A 16,101-nucleotide genomic window follows, 5' to 3' on the forward strand; every position below is an offset into this window, starting at 1 on the left:
GAGTTCGGCTGCGTCGTCCCGCCAACCCCGAGGTACCGGTTGTGTCCCCCGCGTCTCCCCCGCCCGCCGTACCGGCGCCCGCGTCCGCTGCGTCTGCCGTGAGCGTCGTGGGGATCGGTGCCGACGGCTGGGCCGGTCTGCCGGAGACCGCGCGCGCGGTGCTCCTGGACGCAGAGGTCCTGATCGGCGGTGAGCGCCAGCTGGGGCTGCTCCCGCCGGAATGTGCGGGCCGGCGCGTGTCCTGGCCCTCGCCTCTGCGGCCCGCCGTGCGCGCTCTGCTCACCGCGCACGCGGGGAGCAGGACCGCGGTGCTGGCCAGCGGCGACCCCATGTTCTACGGCATCGGCCGGGCCCTCACCGAGGAGCTGGGCGCCGGGGCGCTCCGTGTGCTGCCGCACCCGTCCTCGGTGTCCTACGCCTGTGCCCGGCTCGGCTGGCCGGTGGAGGACACCGAGACCGTCACGCTCGTCGGCCGCCCCACGGCCCGGCTGGCCGGGGCGCTGCACGACGGGCGCCGGCTGCTGGTGCTCTCCGCGGACGCCGCCACACCCGCCGCCGTGGCCGCCCTGCTGCGGGCCCAGGGCTTCGGGCCCAGCCGGATGCGGGTGCTCGAACAGCTCGGGGGCGCGGCCGAGGACTGCCTGGACGGCTTCGCCGACACCTGGGAGCACCCGCCGGGGGACCCGCTCAACGTCATCGCGGTGGACTGCCGGCGCACCCAGGACACCGTGCGCCTCGGAGCCGTACCCGGGCTTCCCGACGAGGCGTACGAGCACGACGGGCAGCTCACCAAGCGCCACGTCCGGGCGGCCACGCTCGGCGTGCTCGCGCCCGCACCCGGTGAGCTCCTGTGGGACATCGGCGGCGGCTCCGGATCGATCGCGGCGGAATGGATGCGCACCCATCCGTCCTGCCGCGCCGTCACCGTGGAACGCGATCCGGTACGGGCGGGTCGCATCGCCCGTAACGCGGACCGGCTCGGCGTCCCGGGGCTGCGCGTGGTCACCGGCCGCGCACCGGACGCGCTGGCCGGACTGCCCGTACCCGACGCCGTGTTCATCGGTGGCGGACTCACCGCACCGGGGCTGCTCGACGCCTGCTGGGACGCGCTGCCCCCGGGCGGCCGGCTGGTGGCCAACACGGTCACGCTGGAGTCGGAGGCGCTGCTCGCGCAGTGGTACCGGCGGCTCGGCGGTGACCTGGTGCGTCTCGCGGTGGCCCATGCCGTGCCCGTCGGCGGGTTCACCGGCTGGCGGCAGGCCATGCCCGTCACCCAGTGGTCCGTACAGAAAACCTCGCACGCTCCAGGAGACGACAGATGACCGTGTACTTCATCGGCGCGGGCCCCGGCGCCGCCGACCTGATCACGGTGCGCGGCGCCCGTGTCCTCGCCGCCAGCCCGGTCTGCCTGTACGCGGGCAGCCTGGTGCCGCGCGAACTGCTCGCCGCATGCCCGCCGGACGCCCGGCTCGTGGACACGGCGCTGCTGGACATCGACCAGATCACCGCCGAGCTGGTCCGTGCCCATCAGGACGGCCACGACGTGGCCCGGCTGCACTCCGGGGACCCCTCGGTCTTCAGCGCCGTGAACGAGCAGATGCGGCGGCTCGACGAGGCGGGGGTGCCGTACGAAGTGGTGCCCGGGGTGCCCGCGTTCGCCGCGGCAGCGGCGGCGCTCAAGCGGGAGCTGACGGTGCCCACGGTCGGACAGACCGTCATCCTCACCCGGATCGCCCAGCGGGCCACGGCGATGCCCGAGGGCGAGGACCTGGCCACGCTGGGCCGCAGTGGCGCGCTGATCGTGCTGCACCTCGCGGCGCGGTACGTGGACCGGGTGGTCGAGGAGCTGCTGCCGCACTACGGGGCCGACTGCCCCACAGCCGTGGTCGCCATGGCCTCGCGCCCGGACGAGGTCATCCTGCGCGGGACGCTGGACTCGATCGCGGAGCAGGTGAAGACGGCTGGGGTGATCCGGACAGCGGTGATCATGGTCGGCCGGACACTGGGCGCGGAGCAGTTCCGCGACAGCCACCTGTACTCACCGGCGCGGGACCGCCACACCTGCTGACGGACGGGCGGGACGGCTGCCGTCCCGCCGTGCTCAGCGTCCTGCGGTGCTCATCGTCCCGCCCTGCTCAGCGTCCTGCCGTGCTCACCGGAGCTCGCTGCGCCCCACGACGGCCCCTGCCCGGTCGATGCAGATCACATCGACCGCCACCGGCGCCCCCCGCAGCACCGAAAGTGCCTCGTCCCGGGCCGCCACCGCGACCAGGTCGCCCAGGGGCACCCCGGCTGCCGTGCACAACTGCAGCGCCGCGAGGCCGGTGTTGGCGACCTCGATCTCCGCCGCCAGCGTCTCGCTCGCGCCGCCCTGCCGAGCCAGCCGCGCCAGGAACGGCTTGTCGACCTGGGAACGGCCCGAGTGCAGGTCCAGGTGTCCGGCGGCGAGCTTGGACAGCTTGGCGAACCCGCCGCAGATGGTCAGCCGTTCCACCGGATGCCGGCGTACGTACTTCAGCACCGCACCCGCGAAGTCCCCCATGTCCAGCAGGGCGATCTCCGGCAGCCCGTACTCGGCCACCACCGTCTTCTCCGAGGTCGAGCCCGTGCACCCGGCGACATGCCGGTGTCCGGCCGCGCGTGCCACGTCCACCCCGCGGCGGATCGAGTCGATCCAGGCCGAGCAGGAGTACGGCACCACGATGCCGGTCGTGCCCAGGATCGAGATTCCACCCAGGATGCCCAGGCGGATGTTCCACGTGAAACGTGCGATCTCCTCGCCGTCGTCCACGGAGACCGTGATCTCGACGTCGCCGGTGCCGCCGTGCTCCGCCGCCACCCGCGCGACATGGTCCCGCATCATCTGACGCGGGACGGGGTTGATCGCCGGTTCCCCGACATCGAGCGGCAGCCCGGGGAGCGTCACCGTCCCCACGCCGGGCCCGGCCCGGAACACCACTCCGGAGCCCGGCGGCAGCAGCCGCACGGTGGACCGCACCAGCGCGCCGTGTGTGACGTCCGGGTCGTCGCCGGCGTCCTTGACCACGCCCGCCGTGGCCTGCCCACCGGTGAGTTCCTCCACCGCGAGTGCGAAGGCGGGGGTCTGGCCCCTGGGCAGGGTGACGGTCACCGGGTCCGGGAACTCGCCGGTCAGGAGGGCCGTGTACGCGGCCGTGGCCGCCGCCGTCGCGCAGGCCCCGGTCGTCCATCCCGGCCGCAGACCGGTGTGCTTGAGTTGGGCGGTGCGCCCGCCCTGCGCCTCACTGCTCATGGATGGACCGACCCATGCCCTTGCACGTACTCGTCCTCGGTGGCACGACGGAGGCGCGCCGGCTGGCGGAGCGCCTGGTGGCCACGGACGGGATCCGGGTGACCAGCTCGCTCGCGGGACGCGTCGCCCGTCCGAAGCTGCCGCCCGGCGAGGTACGCGTCGGCGGCTTCGGGGGAGCCGAGGGCATGGCCGGATGGCTCCGCGCACACCATGTGGATGCGGTCATCGACGCCACCCATCCCTTCGCCGGAACGATCAGTTTCAACGCGGCCTCGGCCGCCGCCGCTGTCCATGTTCCCCTGCTGGCCGTCCGGCGGCCCGGCTGGGTGCCCGTCGAGGGCGACCGGTGGCATGTCACCGGCTCCCTCGCGGGCGCGGCGGAGCTGCTGCCGGAGCTCGGGGCGCGTGCCTTCCTCACCACGGGACGCATGGGTCTGGCGGCGTTCGCCGCCCTGGACTCCCTGTGGTTTCTGATGCGCTCGGTGGACGCCCCCGACGCCCCGCGTCCGGCGCGGATGGAGGTCCTGCTGGACCGGGGCCCGTTCTCCCTGGAGGGCGAGCGTGAGCTGATCCGGCGGCATCGCATCGACGTCCTCGTCACGAAGGACAGCGGCGGTGACGCGACCGCCCCCAAGCTCACCGCCGCCCGGGAGGCCGGGATCCCGGTGGTGGTGGTCGGACGGCCGCCGGTTCCGCCGGGGGTGCCGGTGGCCGGGACGCCGGATGAGGCCCTTGCCCTGCTGCGGGCCCTTCTTTCACCGAGCGCTTCGAGACCAGGAAATTCAGGATCGGCGCCACCCCGGTCGCCTTCTCCCGCTACCGCCTCGACATCACCGGCAACGGGGGCGCGGACGAGATACAGCAGCTGACCCGGACCCGCCGGTCCGGAAGCGGCGCGGACCGCTGCCCCGGGGCCACCGGTCCTGCTCCCGCCCGGGCCCCGTCCGGACCCGGGCGGGCCGGCGCGGCCGGTCAGTCCTCCGGGTAGCGGCGCGGCGTCCAGACGATCTGCTGCCCGTCGCCCCGGTGCACCCACCGGGTCTGCGAGGACCCGACGATGAGGATCGTCCGCATGTCCACCTCGGACGGGTCGAGATCGGCCAGCCGCACCGTCCGCACGCTCTCCGACGGCCCTCCGACATCGCGGCCCAGGACCACGGGCGTGTCCGGGGAGCGGTGCTCCAGCAGCAGGTCGCGGGCCTTGCCGACCTGCCAGGTCCGGCTGCGGGAGCCGGGGTTGTAGAGCGCCATCACCAGGTCGGCGGTGGCCGCCGCGCGCAGCCGCCCGGCGATGACCTCCCACGGCTTGAGGCGGTCGGAGAGGGAGAGGGTGGCGTAGTCGTGGCCCAGCGGCGCACCCGCCCGCGCGGCCGCCGCGTTCGCCGCGGTCACCCCGGGCAGCACCCGCACCGCGATGTCCGTGTACGCGTCCTGCGAGGCCACTTCCAGCACCGCCGTCGCCATGGCGAAGACCCCGGGGTCGCCCCCGGACACCACGGCCACACGACGTCCACGGCGGGCGAGGTCGAGCGCGAACTCGGCGCGCTCCGACTCGACCTTGTTGTCGGAGCCGTGGCGCAGCTGGCCCGGCCGCACCGGCACCCGGTCCAGATAGGTCGTGTAGCCGACCAGGTCGTCGGCGGCGGCCAGCGCCCCGCGTGTCTCGGGCGTCAGCCACAGCGGCCCGGCCGGCCCTGTGCCGACCACGACGACCTCACCGGTGTCCCGGCCCGCAGCCGGGGAGGGGCGGGGCGCGTCGATCCGGCTGGGCAGCACGGCCACCGCGAAGTACGGCACGGAGTCCGCGTCGGTGTCCGCCAGGTCGCCGGTCCGCTCCCCTGCCATGGTGGCGCGCTCGACGTACCGCGCCTCGGGCAGCCGTCCGGACGCCTCGAAAGCGCGGCGCACGGCGGGGAAGGTGCGGCCCAGCTTCATCACCACGGCGGAGTCCGCGGCCGCCAGACGTGCCGTCAGCTCCTCCTCCGGCAGGGTGCCCGGGAGGATGGTCAGCACCTCCTCGGCCTCGACGAGCGGGGTGCCGAGCCGGGCAGCGGCGGCGCTGACCGAGGTGACGCCGGGGATGACCTCGGTGTCGTAACGGTCCGCGAGACGCTTGTGCATGTGCTGGTACGAGCCGTAGAACAGCGGGTCGCCCTCGGCGAGTACGGCGACGGTGCGCCCGGCGTCGAGGTGCACCGCGAGACGGGCGGCGGCCTCGGCGTAGAACTCGTCCAGCGCTCCCCGGTAGCCGCCCGGGTGGTCCGTGGTCTCCGTCGTGACCGGGTAGACCAGGGCCTCCTCGACGTGGTCGGGGCGGATGTACCGCGCCGCGATCGAGCGGGCGATGGAGCGGCCGTGCCGGGCGGAGTGGTAGGCGACGACATCGGCCTCGCCGATGATCTGCACGGCCCGCACGGTCATCAGGGCCGGGTCACCCGGGCCGAGCCCGACCCCGTAAAGCCGCCCGGTGCTTCCGGTGCTTCCGGTGCTTCCGGTGGTGCCGGTCTGCTGCGGCTGCTGCTGCTCGGGCACGCTCACTCCTCTTCGCTGGCGATGGCGTTGAGGGCGGCGGCGGCGATGGCGCTGCCGCCGCGCCGGCCCCGCACGACGAGGTGTTCCAGCCCGGACGGGTGGGCGGCCAGGGCCTCCTTGGACTCGGCGGCCCCGATGAAACCGACGGGCACACCGATGACGGCGGCAGGGCGCGGGGCGCCTTCCTCGATCATCTCCAGCAGCCGGAAGAGCGCGGTGGGCGCGTTGCCGACGGCGACGACCGCGCCCTCCATCCGGTCCCGCCACAGCTCCAGGGCGGCGGCGCTGCGGGTGGTGCCGAGCTTCGCGGCCAGTTCGGGGACGGCGGGGTCGGACAGGGTGCAGATGACCTCGTTGTCCGCGGGCAGCCGCTTACGGGTGACACCGCTGGCGACCATGGCCACGTCGCACAGGATCGGGGCGCCGGAGCGCAGGGCCGCGCGGGCATCGGCCACCGCGTTCGGTGAGAAGGCGAGATCGCGTACGAGGTCGACCATGCCGCAGGCGTGGATCATGCGGACGGCGACCTGGCTCACGTCGGCGGGCAGCCCTGCCAGATCCGCCTCCGCGCGGATGGTGGCGAAGGACTGGCGGTAGATCGCCGGTCCGTCCTTCTCGTACTGGTGCACAGTGCTGTCGCTTTCTTCATCGAACCGGTCGGACAGGGGGGGGTGATGCGTGGTGGTCAGGTGCGCGCGCCCCGGGCGGCCGCCACGGTGGCGGCGAGCACGACCGGGTCGTTGTCCAGGACCGTTGCCGCCTCGGTGTTCCGGTCTCCCCGCACATGGGAGATCCGGTGTCCTCCGGGGGTGGCGACGACGTCGATCCACTCCCCGTGGGGGTGGCCGCAGCGGCGTTCGCACCCGGACCAGTACACAGGGAGCCGTCCGGCCGGTCCGACGGCGGCCCCCGCCTCGGCCCGTACGTCGGCCAGCGACTTCGCACAGCCGGGCTGCCCGATGCAGGCCCCGACACCGGCCCACGGGGAGCCGGGCCCGGTGATCAGACCGGCCCCTGCGAGCTCGCTCAGCAGGCCGTCCGCACGGTGGGGCGCGATGCCGGTGACCACGGCTCCGCGCCAGGGCGTGAGCCGTAGTCCGCCGGCGCCGGCCAGCAGCCGCCACTGCGCCCGGTCCAGCCGCCCCAGCGGTACGCCGACGGACAGCGCGGCCTCGCTGCGGCTGCCGGGGACGCGGCCGGGGACCGGGGGCCGGGCTTCGGAAGGGCGGGGACGGGACTCCGGTGCGCCGGTGATCCCGGCCTGCCCGAGCCGTCGTACGACGTCGGCGGGCAGCGCGGCGGTCGCGTCGTGCGGCAGGTCCTTCACCCGCCAGGCGCCGGTCTCCCGGGCCGCGTCCAGGAAGGCCTCGGCGGCGACGATCGCGGCGCGGGGGCCGTCGGGGGCGGGTACGCGGAGAACGGCGTCGCGCTCCCCGATGCGCAGCAGCGCGCTCCCGCCGGCCCGGCCGATGAGCGTGAGGTCGGCGCCGAGAGCGTCCACGTCGCCGCGGCCGTCGTCGAGCGCGAACAGAAAGCGTCCGGAGAGCGCTGTGGCCCGGTCGTTTCCGCAGAGAATCCGGTCCAGCTCGGTCAGCCACGGTCTGACGTCCACGGCCCCGAGGCCGTCCAGCCCGGAGAGCGGGGACGCGACCACGTTGCGTACGCGCTCATGAGGTTCGGAGGGCAGCAGCCCGGCCCCGCTCAGCATGCCGGCCAGTTCCACGCCGCAGTCCGGCGCGAGCCCGCGCAGCTGCACGTTGCCGCGGGAGGTGAGATGCAGCTCACCGTCACCGAAGCGCTCGGCGGCCCGGCCCAGCGCCTCTGCCTGGTGGGGCGTCAACACCCCGCCGGGTATGCGGATCCGCGCCAGCGCGCCGTCGTCCGCCCGGTGCAGCCGCAGCGCGCCGGGGCAGGCGTCGCCGCTGCTCCGGGCACACGCGTCGCCCGGAGACCGGGACGGAAGGGAGGAGGCGGACATGGCGGCGAGCATACCGACCGTGACCGTGGCACACCCCGACGGTCACTGTGACCTACGGGACACCGCTGCCGGCCCCGGTCAGGGCGGGGGGCCGTCTGGTCAGGACCCCCCACCTGCCGCCTACTATGCCTAGCGGCGGTCCGTTGGGTCCGCCATCGCCATACGGCGACAGGGGAGGAAGCCCGGTGAGATTCCGGCGCGGTCCCGCCACTGTGAGCCCGGCCGTCCGGCCGTGCGAGTCAGGAACTCCCCTCCCCGAGGTCTCGGATCCGTCCGAGCAGGGGAGACCCCAATCCGACACCGCCCGGGGCGTGGACACCCCGGGGAAGGACTGACGCCGCATGATCCTGCTCCTGTCGACGTCCGACACCGACCTGCTCAGCGCCCGTGCCTCCGGCGGCCCGGTCGGCTTCCGTTACGCGAACCCGTCCCGGCTCTCCGTCGAGGACCTGCCGCAGCTCCTGGAGGGCACGGATCTCGTCGTCGTGCGTCTCCTCGGTGGTGTCCGCGCCTGGCAGGAGGGACTCGACCAGGTCCTCGCCACCGGCCGGCCCGTCGTCGTCCTCACCGGTGAACAGGCCCCCGACGCCCAGCTGATGGCCGCCTCCACGGTGCCCATCGGCATCGCGGCGGAGGCGCACGCCTACCTCGCGCACGGCGGGCCCGCCAACCTGGAGCAGCTGGCGCGCTTCCTCTCCGACACCGTGCTGCTCACCGGCCACGGCTTCGAGCCGCCCGCCCCCGCCCCCGCCTGGGGCCCGCTGGAGCGGACGGCCCGGGACGTCACCGGCCCGACGGTCGCGGTGCTCTACTACCGCGCCCACCACATGAGCGGGAACACCGCGTTCATCGAGGCGCTCTGCACCGCCGTCGAGGACGCGGGCGCACGCCCCCTGCCGCTGTACGTCGCCTCGCTCCGTACCCCCGAGCCCGAGCTCATCGACGAACTCCGCGCCGCCGACGCCATCGTGACGACGGTCCTCGCCGCGGGGGGCACCAAGCCCGCCACCGCGTCGGCCGGCGGCGACGACGAGTCCTGGGACGCGGGCGCCCTCACCGGCCTCGACGTACCGGTCCTCCAGGCGCTCTGCCTCACCAGCCCCCGTGCGGCCTGGGAGGAGAACGACGAGGGTGTCTCCCCGCTGGACGCGGCCACCCAGATCGCCGTCCCCGAGTTCGACGGCCGCCTGATCACGGTGCCGTTCTCCTTCAAGGAGATCGACGAGGACGGTCTGCCCGCGTACGTCGCCGACCCCGAGCGTGCCGCCCGGGTCGCCGGGATCGCCGTACGGCACGCCCGGCTCCGCCACGTCCCGGCCGCCGAGAAGCGGATCGCGCTCGTCCTGTCCGCCTACCCGACCAAGCACTCCCGCATCGGCAACGCCGTCGGCCTCGACACCCCCGCCAGCGCCGTCGCCCTGCTGCGCAGGCTCCGCGCCGAGGGGTACGACTTCGGGCCCGAGGAGGACATCCCGGGCCTGGTCTCCGGTGACGGCGACGAGCTGATCTACGCGCTGATCGAGGCCGGCGGCCATGACCAGGAGTGGCTCACCGAGGAGCAGCTGGCCCGCAACCCGGTCCGCATCCCCGCCGCCGACTACCGCCGCTGGTTCGCCACGCTCCCCGCCGAGCTCCGCGAGTCCGTCGAGCAGCACTGGGGCCCGGCGCCCGGCGAGATGTTCCTCGACCGGTCCCGCAACCCCGAGGGCGACATCGTGCTCGCGGCCCTGCGCCGCGGCAACCTGCTGATCCTCATCCAGCCGCCGCGCGGCTTCGGCGAGAACCCGATCGCGATCTACCACGACCCCGATCTGCCGCCCTCGCACCACTACCTGGCCGCGTACCGCTGGATCGCCGCGTCCGCCGACGACAACGGCTTCGGCGCCGACGCGATGATCCACCTCGGCAAGCACGGCAACCTGGAGTGGCTGCCCGGCAAGAACGCCGGACTGTCCGCCGCCTGCGGCCCCGACGCCGCGCTGGGCGACCTTCCGCTGGTCTATCCGTTCCTGGTGAACGACCCCGGTGAGGGCACCCAGGCCAAGCGCCGTGTGCACGCCACCCTCGTCGACCACCTCGTGCCGCCGATGGCCCGCGCCGACAGCTACGGCGACATCGCCCGCCTCGAGCAACTCCTCGACGAGCACGCCCAGATCGCCGCGATGGACCCGGCCAAGCTGCCGGCCGTCCGCGCCCAGATCTGGACCCTCATCCAGGCCGCGAAGCTCGACCACGACCTGGGCCTCGAGGACCGCCCGGAGGACGAGGGCTTCGACGAGTTCATCATGCATCTCGACGGCTGGCTCTGTGAGATCAAGGACGTCCAGATCCGCGACGGGCTGCACGTCCTGGGCAGCGCCCCGGCCGGGAAGGACCGCGTCAACCTGGTCCTCGCCGTCCTGCGCGCCCGCCAGATCTGGGGCGGTACGACTTCGCTGATCGGGCTGCGCGAGGCGCTCGGCCTGGACGAGTCCGCGGCCACCCGCACGGCCGCCGACGAGACCGAGGAGAAGGCCCGGGCGCTCGTCCAGGCGATGGACGACGCGGACTGGGACCCGGCGGCCGTCGCCGGGGTGGCCGCAGGACACCCGCAGGCCGTCGCCGACATCCTCGACTTCGCGGCCCGTGAGGTCGTGCCCCGCCTCGCCGCGACGACCGACGAACTCGACCACGCGGTCCACGCGCTGAACGGCGGCTTCGTCCCCGCCGGCCCGTCGGGTTCCCCCCTCCGGGGCCTGGTCAACGTCCTGCCGACCGGCCGCAATTTCTACTCCGTGGACCCGAAGGCCGTTCCGTCGCGCCTCGCCTGGGAGACCGGCCAGGCCCTCGCCGACTCGCTCCTGGAGCGCTACCGCGCGGACAACGGCGACTGGCCCACCTCCGTCGGCCTGTCCCTGTGGGGCACCAGCGCGATGCGCACCGCGGGCGACGACATCGCGGAGGCGTTCGCCCTGCTCGGTGTCCGCCCCGTCTGGGACGACGCCTCGCGCCGGGTGACCGGCCTGGAGGCGATCCCCTACGAGGAGCTGGGCCGCCCCCGGATCGACGTCACGCTGCGGATCTCCGGCTTCTTCCGCGACGCGTTCCCGCACACCATCGGCCTGCTGGACGACGCCGTACGCCTGGCGGCCTCGCTCGACGAGCCCGCCGAGCAGAACTTCGTACGGGCCCACACGCAGGCCGATCTGGCCGAACACGGCGACGAGCGGCGCGCCACCACCCGGATCTTCGGCTCCCGGCCGGGGACGTACGGCGCCGGGCTGCTCCAGCTCATCGACTCCCGCGACTGGCGCACGGACGCCGACCTCGCCGAGGTGTACACGGTGTGGGGCGGCTACGCCTACGGCCGTGAGCTGGACGGACGCCCGGCGCGGGACGAGATGGAGACGGCGTACAAGCGGATCGCGGTGGCGGCGAAGAACACCGACACCCGTGAGCACGACATCGCGGACTCGGACGACTACTTCCAGTACCACGGGGGCATGGTCGCGACCGTACGCGCGCTGAAGGGCACCGCTCCCGAGGCGTATATCGGCGACTCGACCCGCCCCGAGACGGTCCGCACCCGCACCCTGGTCGAGGAGACGTCCCGGGTCTTCCGCGCCCGGGTGGTCAACCCGAAGTGGATCGAGGCGATGCGCCGCCACGGCTACAAGGGCGCCTTCGAGCTCGCCGCGACGGTCGACTACCTCTTCGGGTACGACGCGACGACGGGCGTGGTCGCGGACTGGATGTACGACAAGCTGACCGAGACGTACGTCCTGGACCCCACGAACCGCGAGTTCCTCCAGCAGGCGAACCCCTGGGCGCTGCACGGCATCGCCGAGCGCCTCCTGGAGGCCGAGTCCCGGGGCATGTGGGCGAAGCCCGACCCGGCGGTGCTCGAAGCGCTGCGCCAGGTGTTCCTGGAGACGGAAGGCGACCTGGAGGGCGAGGACTGAGCGGCCCGGACGGGGAGCGGGTGACCCGCTCCCTGTCCGGCAGCGGAGGGGCCCGGGCCGGCGGGGCTCAGCGGTCGACGTGCGCCAGGAGCGCGTCGGCCGTACGCAGCAGAGTGGCGCGGGCGTCCGTGCCGTCGAGGTAGCCCCCGACCATCGCCCCGTCGCGCGCCAGCAGCAGTGAGGCCGCGGCCGCGAGTGGCTCCGGGTGGCCCGCCGCGCGCAGCACCGCGGCGAGGGTGTCGCGGAACCAGATGCGGTGTTCGGCCACCAGGACCCGGACCGGGTGTTCCGGGTCCGGGTACTCGGCCGCCGCGTTGATGAACGGGCAGCCCCGGAAACCGGGACCGCAGACCTCTTCGGCCAGCCACCCCATCACGGCGTCCACCTGCCCGCGCGGGTCCCGGGCCGTGGCGACGGCGCGCTCGACGTCGGCCCGGACGGCCGCGTCCCGCAGCCGCAGATAGGCCAGGACGAGGTCTTCCTTCGAGGGGAAGTGCCGGTAGAACGTCGCTTTGGTGACTCCGGCCGCCGCGATCAGCCGGTCCACGCCGACGGCGTGGATGCCGTCCGCGTAGAAGACGTCGGCCGCGGTGGCGAGGAGCCGGTCGCGAGCCGCCGAGCGTGGGGGCGGTGAGGGCTGCGCTGGCATGGACTTCACGTTAACAGACTGGTCTGTCTCCTTTCTGCCTTGACAAGCGTCACGGGCAGCCGCAGGCTATGGGGAGACAGACCGGTCTGTCTCCCTCCTGTCACGCCGACCGAAAGAGATCCGTCCCCATGAGTGACTTCACCACCACCGACGGCACGCGCATCCACTACAAGGACTGGGGCAGCGGCCGGCCCGTCGTCTTCAGTCACGGCTGGCCCCTGAACGCCGACGCCTGGGACGGCCAGCTGCGGCTCGTCGCGGAAAACGGCTTCCGGGCCATCGCCCATGACCGGCGCGGCCACGGCCGCTCCGACCAGCCCTGGCAGGGCAACGACATGGACACCTACGCAGACGACCTGGCGCAGCTGATCGAGCACCTCGGCCTCGACGACGTGATCCTCGTCGGCCACTCCACCGGCGGCGGCGAAGTCGCGCGCTACATCGGACGGCACGGGACCGCCCGCGTCGCGAAGGCCGTGCTGCTCGGTGCCGTTCCTCCGCAGATGGTCAAGACCGACAGCAACCCGGAGGGACTGCCCATCGAGGTCTTCGACGGCATCCGTGAGGGCGTGCGGAGCGACCGTTCCACGTTCTACCAGGGCCTGAGCGAGAGCTTCTACGGCGCCAACCGGCCCGGCTCCAATGTCTCGCAGGGCGCGCGCGACGCGTTCTGGCTCATGAGCATGCAGGCCGGGCTCAAGGCCGCGTACGACTGTGTCGCCCAGTTCTCGGAGACCGACTTCACCCAGGACCTGGAGCGCTTCGAGAACGTCCCCACGCTGATCGCCCACGGCGACGACGACCAGATCGTGCCGATCGCCGACTCCGCCCACAAGGCGGCCCGGATCGTGAAGAACGCGACCCTCAAGGTCTACCCGGGCGCCCCGCACGGTCTGATCGGCGCCTACGAGGAGGCGTTCAACGCCGATCTGCTCGACTTCATCAAGCAGTAGGGCCCGAGGCCGGGCGGCCGGGGTGCGGGGAGGGCTTCCGCGTTGCCGCCTCCCCGCGTCAGGTCCACGCTGGGGGGATGGGTGATCAGCCGAGCCCCGAGCTCCTCATGTCCGTGGAGCGGGCGTTCCGTCTGATGGAAGCCGCGGGGGCCCATGCGGGCGGAGTTCCCGCGGCGCAGCTGGCGCGCGAGGCGGGACTGGAGCAGGACACCGCGAACCGCCTGCTGCGCGCGCTCGTCCGGGACGGGTACCTGACGAAGCTCGACGACGGCGGGTACGTCATCGGAGACACGGTCGACCGGCTGCGCGCCGCCGGCCGTGGGGGCGGGCGGCTCGCCGGTGTCCGGCCGGCCCTCGCCGGCCTGCGGGACGAGATCTCGGCGGCCGCCTATCTGACCCTCTACGAGGACGGCGAGATCCGTGTCGCCGAGATCGTCGACGGGCCCCGGGCGCCCCGGGTCGACCTCTGGGTGGGCTTCGAGGACGCCGGTCACGCCACCGCCCTCGGTAAGTGCGTCCTGCGCGAGCTGGACGAGGAGGCGCGCGGCGAATACTTCTCCCGGCACGTGCTCGACGACCTCACGCCCCACACCATCACCCACCGCGAGGAGCTGGTCCAGCAGCTCGACGCACTGCCGTCGCCGTCCGTCATGGACCGCGAGGAGTACGCCCTCGGCACGGTCTGCATCGCGGTGCCCGTGTACAGCGGCGACACGCTCGGCTCACTGGGCATCTCCTTCCGGGCCGACAGGATGTACCGGACCACCCAGGTCCGCGAGATGCTGCTGGCCGCGGCGGACCGGGTGACCCGCGGCCTCTCGTTGCCCCTCTGACCGCCCCGGGGCACCGGTCCGGCCCCCGGAATCCTTCGGCGGAGGCCGAAGAGTCCCGCCCCTAGGGTCGTGCGTATGGACACGTTCGCCGCACTGCACCGCACCGGTGCGCCGCTTCTGCTCCCCAACGCCTGGGACCACGCGTCGGCCGCGGCCCTCGCCGGGCAGGGCTTCCCCGCGATCGGTACGGGCGGGGGCGCGGAGCCGGGGACGCGTAGAGCGGCGTGCGCACGGTCATGTGGCTTTCCTCACAGCGAAAGCACAGGCGGTGAAAGCAACTGCACCCATTCGTCTTTTCTGTCTGTCCCGGTGCCGTGATATCGGCCGGTACTCGTGAAAAACTCGTGACGGTTTATCGTGCCCCGGTCATACGATCACCTCAAGTCGCAACTGCGTGCCCCATTCCGCTGCGACCCCTTCTTCTTTTTTCGCACACCGAAGGGCCCTTGTGAAGATTCGCCGGATTCTTGCCACAGCCGTTGCCGCCGCGGTGACGACCCCTGTCCTGCTGCTGTCGGTCACCCCCGCGTTCGCCGACGAGAAGCCGGCGGCGCAGACGCAGGAAAAGCCGTCCGTCGCGGAGCTGGAGAAGGCCGCCGCAGCGGCGAAGGCGGCGTACGACGACGCCGTAGCGGCCGAGGACGCCGCCTACGCGGCTTGGGAAGCGCTCCTGCTGGACACCACCCCGCTGGCGGTGGCCGCCAAGGCCGCCGAGGCCGTGGCGGCCGACGCGGCCACCGCGAAGACCGCCGCCGACCAGGCGGTCGTCGAGGCCCAGGCGGTGGTCGACGCACTGACGGAGACGTCCACCGACGCGGAGAAGGCCGACGCGGAGAAGGCTCTCACCGAGGCGAAGACCGCGGCCACGGACGCCGATGAGGCCAAGACCGCCGCCGACGAGGCGCTCGCCGCAGCCCTGGACGCGCGAGACGACGAGCGGGTCGCGGCGGGCCGCGCCTACCACCTGGCGAAGCAGGCCACTGAGACGGCCCTCGCCGCCAGGACCGCCGCCGACGAGGCGCTGGCCAAGGCGAAGGAGGAGGCGGCCGAGGACGGCGAGGACGGCGAGGACGACGGGGACGACGACGGCGAGGAATGCGTCCCCGAGCCGAAGCTCACCACCGTCGTCACGGGTCTGCCGTCCACCGTCGTCGCCGGCACGAAGGTCGACTTCAAGCTCCGGGTGAGCAACGGCACCGACAAGACGATGGACGAGGTGTTCCCGTTCGTCTACGTCCACGCGACCGACCGGAGCGGGCTCAACGACATCGACGACCTGGTGCGCCTGCAGTGGTCGTCCGGATCGTCCAAGACGTGGAAGACCGTCGACAACGAGCACTACATGGACGCCATCAGCCCGCTGAAGGCCGGCGCCCACGCCGACGTCAGGATGCGCCTCGCGATCGACGCCTCGGCCCCCGCGGGCAACGGCATCACCTTCGTCGCCGGTGACTACTTCAACGACAACGGCAGCTGCGGCGGGAACCCGGACCTCGAGGGCTACGAGTTCATGATCGCCGCCGCGGGCAGCAAGCCCGGCACGGTCCCCGACGCCAAGCCCGGAAAGACCAAGCCGAACACCTCGGACCTCACGCCGCAGAGCGGAGGGTCGGCCGGCCCGTCGAGCGGCACCCTCGCCGCCACGGGCTCGTCCGACGCGACGTCCCAGCTCGCCCTCGCGAGCGGCGCGGCCCTGGCGATCGGCGCCGGCGCGGTGTTCGTCGTACGCCGCCGCAAGGCGGGCTCCCACGCCTGACGCATGAGCCGGGATGCCTGCCAGGCGTCCCGGTCCACACAGCGACCTCCGGCGGGGCCCCCCCCCCCGGGGGGGGGCCCCCCCCGGGGCCCCGCGCCCCCCCCGCCCCCCCCCCCCGGCCGGCCACCCCCCCCCCGCCCCACACCCGGGGGCGGCCCCGCCCGGGGGACCCCCCCGCCCGGCCCCGC

Annotated in this window: 12 protein-coding genes, 1 pseudogene and 1 riboswitch; of the genes and pseudogenes, 8 read left to right on the plus strand and 5 right to left on the minus strand. The window is 73.6% G+C overall.

The window, feature by feature from the left end; all coding sequences use genetic code 11:
• The first annotated feature begins 41 nt into the window (after window positions 1-41).
• Complete coding sequence (cbiE, locus tag ACFYQ5_RS28815; RefSeq protein ID WP_389201739.1) at window positions 42-1,322, plus strand: precorrin-6y C5,15-methyltransferase (decarboxylating) subunit CbiE; 1,281 nt, start codon at window positions 42-44, stop codon at window positions 1,320-1,322.
• The gene (gene cobM, locus ACFYQ5_RS28820; protein WP_389201741.1) at window positions 1,319-2,068 is read left to right on the plus strand and encodes a precorrin-4 C(11)-methyltransferase; all 750 of its coding nucleotides are present in this window, start codon (window positions 1,319-1,321) and stop codon (window positions 2,066-2,068) included. The genes cbiE and cobM overlap by 4 nt, the downstream gene beginning before the upstream one ends.
• Window positions 2,069-2,152: 84 nt before the next feature.
• Here the strand turns inward: cobM and ACFYQ5_RS28825 are convergent, their stop codons facing one another.
• The gene (locus tag ACFYQ5_RS28825) at window positions 2,153-3,271 is read right to left on the minus strand and encodes a cobalt-precorrin-5B (C(1))-methyltransferase (protein WP_389201743.1); all 1,119 of its coding nucleotides are present in this window, start codon (window positions 3,269-3,271) and stop codon (window positions 2,153-2,155) included.
• A 14-nt stretch (window positions 3,272-3,285) separates the two neighbouring features.
• Between ACFYQ5_RS28825 and ACFYQ5_RS28830 the strand changes: the two genes are divergently transcribed.
• Entirely contained in the window at window positions 3,286-4,140 is an 855-nt protein-coding gene (locus ACFYQ5_RS28830) for a cobalt-precorrin-6A reductase (RefSeq protein ID WP_389201744.1), read from the plus strand.
• A gap of 103 nt (window positions 4,141-4,243) precedes the next feature.
• Here the strand turns inward: ACFYQ5_RS28830 and ACFYQ5_RS28835 are convergent, their stop codons facing one another.
• From ACFYQ5_RS28835 to cobG, 3 genes are read right to left on the minus strand one after another with little or no spacing between them, the layout of a single operon-like run.
• Window positions 4,244-5,803: a precorrin-2 C(20)-methyltransferase gene (locus tag ACFYQ5_RS28835; protein WP_389201746.1), complete on the minus strand. Its 1,560-nt coding sequence runs from the start codon at window positions 5,801-5,803 to the stop codon at window positions 4,244-4,246.
• 2 nt (window positions 5,804-5,805) lie between these two features.
• Entirely contained in the window at window positions 5,806-6,432 is a 627-nt protein-coding gene (locus ACFYQ5_RS28840; RefSeq protein WP_386471298.1) for a precorrin-8X methylmutase, read from the minus strand.
• A gap of 56 nt (window positions 6,433-6,488) precedes the next feature.
• Window positions 6,489-7,793 (minus strand): precorrin-3B synthase, encoded by a 1,305-nt coding sequence (gene cobG, locus ACFYQ5_RS28845; RefSeq protein WP_389201748.1) that lies wholly within the window; start codon window positions 7,791-7,793, stop codon window positions 6,489-6,491.
• Between the two features lie 115 nt (window positions 7,794-7,908).
• Window positions 7,909-8,051: riboswitch (cobalamin riboswitch) on the plus strand.
• Between the two features lie 71 nt (window positions 8,052-8,122).
• Here cobG and cobN point away from each other — a divergent pair.
• Window positions 8,123-11,722 carry a cobaltochelatase subunit CobN gene (cobN, locus tag ACFYQ5_RS28850; protein WP_389201749.1) on the plus strand — a complete coding sequence of 1,200 codons (3,600 nt, stop codon included), beginning with the start codon at window positions 8,123-8,125 and terminating at the stop codon, window positions 11,720-11,722.
• Window positions 11,723-11,789: 67 nt separating this feature from the next.
• On the opposite strand, the gene ACFYQ5_RS28855 is transcribed toward cobN, so the two are convergent.
• Window positions 11,790-12,371 (minus strand): TetR/AcrR family transcriptional regulator, encoded by a 582-nt coding sequence (locus ACFYQ5_RS28855; protein WP_389201751.1) that lies wholly within the window; start codon window positions 12,369-12,371, stop codon window positions 11,790-11,792.
• 128 nt (window positions 12,372-12,499) lie between these two features.
• Here ACFYQ5_RS28855 and ACFYQ5_RS28860 point away from each other — a divergent pair, with 128 nt between their 5' ends.
• From ACFYQ5_RS28860 to ACFYQ5_RS28875, 4 genes and pseudogenes are all read left to right on the plus strand, one after another.
• A complete protein-coding gene (locus ACFYQ5_RS28860; RefSeq protein WP_389201752.1) occupies window positions 12,500-13,324 on the plus strand; it encodes an alpha/beta fold hydrolase in 825 nt (274 codons plus the stop codon).
• Window positions 13,325-13,401: 77 nt separating this feature from the next.
• Window positions 13,402-14,157: an IclR family transcriptional regulator gene (locus tag ACFYQ5_RS28865; RefSeq protein ID WP_389201754.1), complete on the plus strand. Its 756-nt coding sequence runs from the start codon at window positions 13,402-13,404 to the stop codon at window positions 14,155-14,157.
• A gap of 75 nt (window positions 14,158-14,232) precedes the next feature.
• Window positions 14,233-14,373, plus strand: a pseudogene (locus ACFYQ5_RS28870) (isocitrate lyase/phosphoenolpyruvate mutase family protein); the annotation flags it as partial.
• Window positions 14,374-14,605: 232 nt separating this feature from the next.
• A complete protein-coding gene (locus ACFYQ5_RS28875; protein ID WP_389201756.1) occupies window positions 14,606-15,913 on the plus strand; it encodes an LAETG motif-containing sortase-dependent surface protein in 1,308 nt (435 codons plus the stop codon).
• The last annotated feature ends 188 nt before the right edge of the window (window positions 15,914-16,101 follow it).

Source organism: Streptomyces sp. NPDC005794 (assembly GCF_042871445.1).
Lineage (GTDB): Bacteria > Actinomycetota > Actinomycetes > Streptomycetales > Streptomycetaceae > Streptomyces.

Bases quoted from the DNA above. Each gene is read 5' to 3' on its own strand.
- ACFYQ5_RS28830 (WP_389201744.1), top strand. From the start codon at position 3,286: ATGCCCTTGCACGTACTCGTCCTCGGTGGCACGACGGAGGCGCGCCGG.
- cobN (WP_389201749.1), top strand. From the start codon at position 8,123: ATGATCCTGCTCCTGTCGACGTCCGACACCGACCTGCTCAGCGCCCGT.
- cobM (WP_389201741.1), top strand. From the start codon at position 1,319: ATGACCGTGTACTTCATCGGCGCGGGCCCCGGCGCCGCCGACCTGATC.
- cobG (WP_389201748.1), bottom strand. From the start codon at position 7,793: ATGCTCGCCGCCATGTCCGCCTCCTCCCTTCCGTCCCGGTCTCCGGGC.
- ACFYQ5_RS28865 (WP_389201754.1), top strand. From the start codon at position 13,402: ATGGGTGATCAGCCGAGCCCCGAGCTCCTCATGTCCGTGGAGCGGGCG.
- ACFYQ5_RS28825 (WP_389201743.1), bottom strand. From the start codon at position 3,271: ATGAGCAGTGAGGCGCAGGGCGGGCGCACCGCCCAACTCAAGCACACC.
- ACFYQ5_RS28855 (WP_389201751.1), bottom strand. From the start codon at position 12,371: ATGCCAGCGCAGCCCTCACCGCCCCCACGCTCGGCGGCTCGCGACCGG.
- ACFYQ5_RS28860 (WP_389201752.1), top strand. From the start codon at position 12,500: ATGAGTGACTTCACCACCACCGACGGCACGCGCATCCACTACAAGGAC.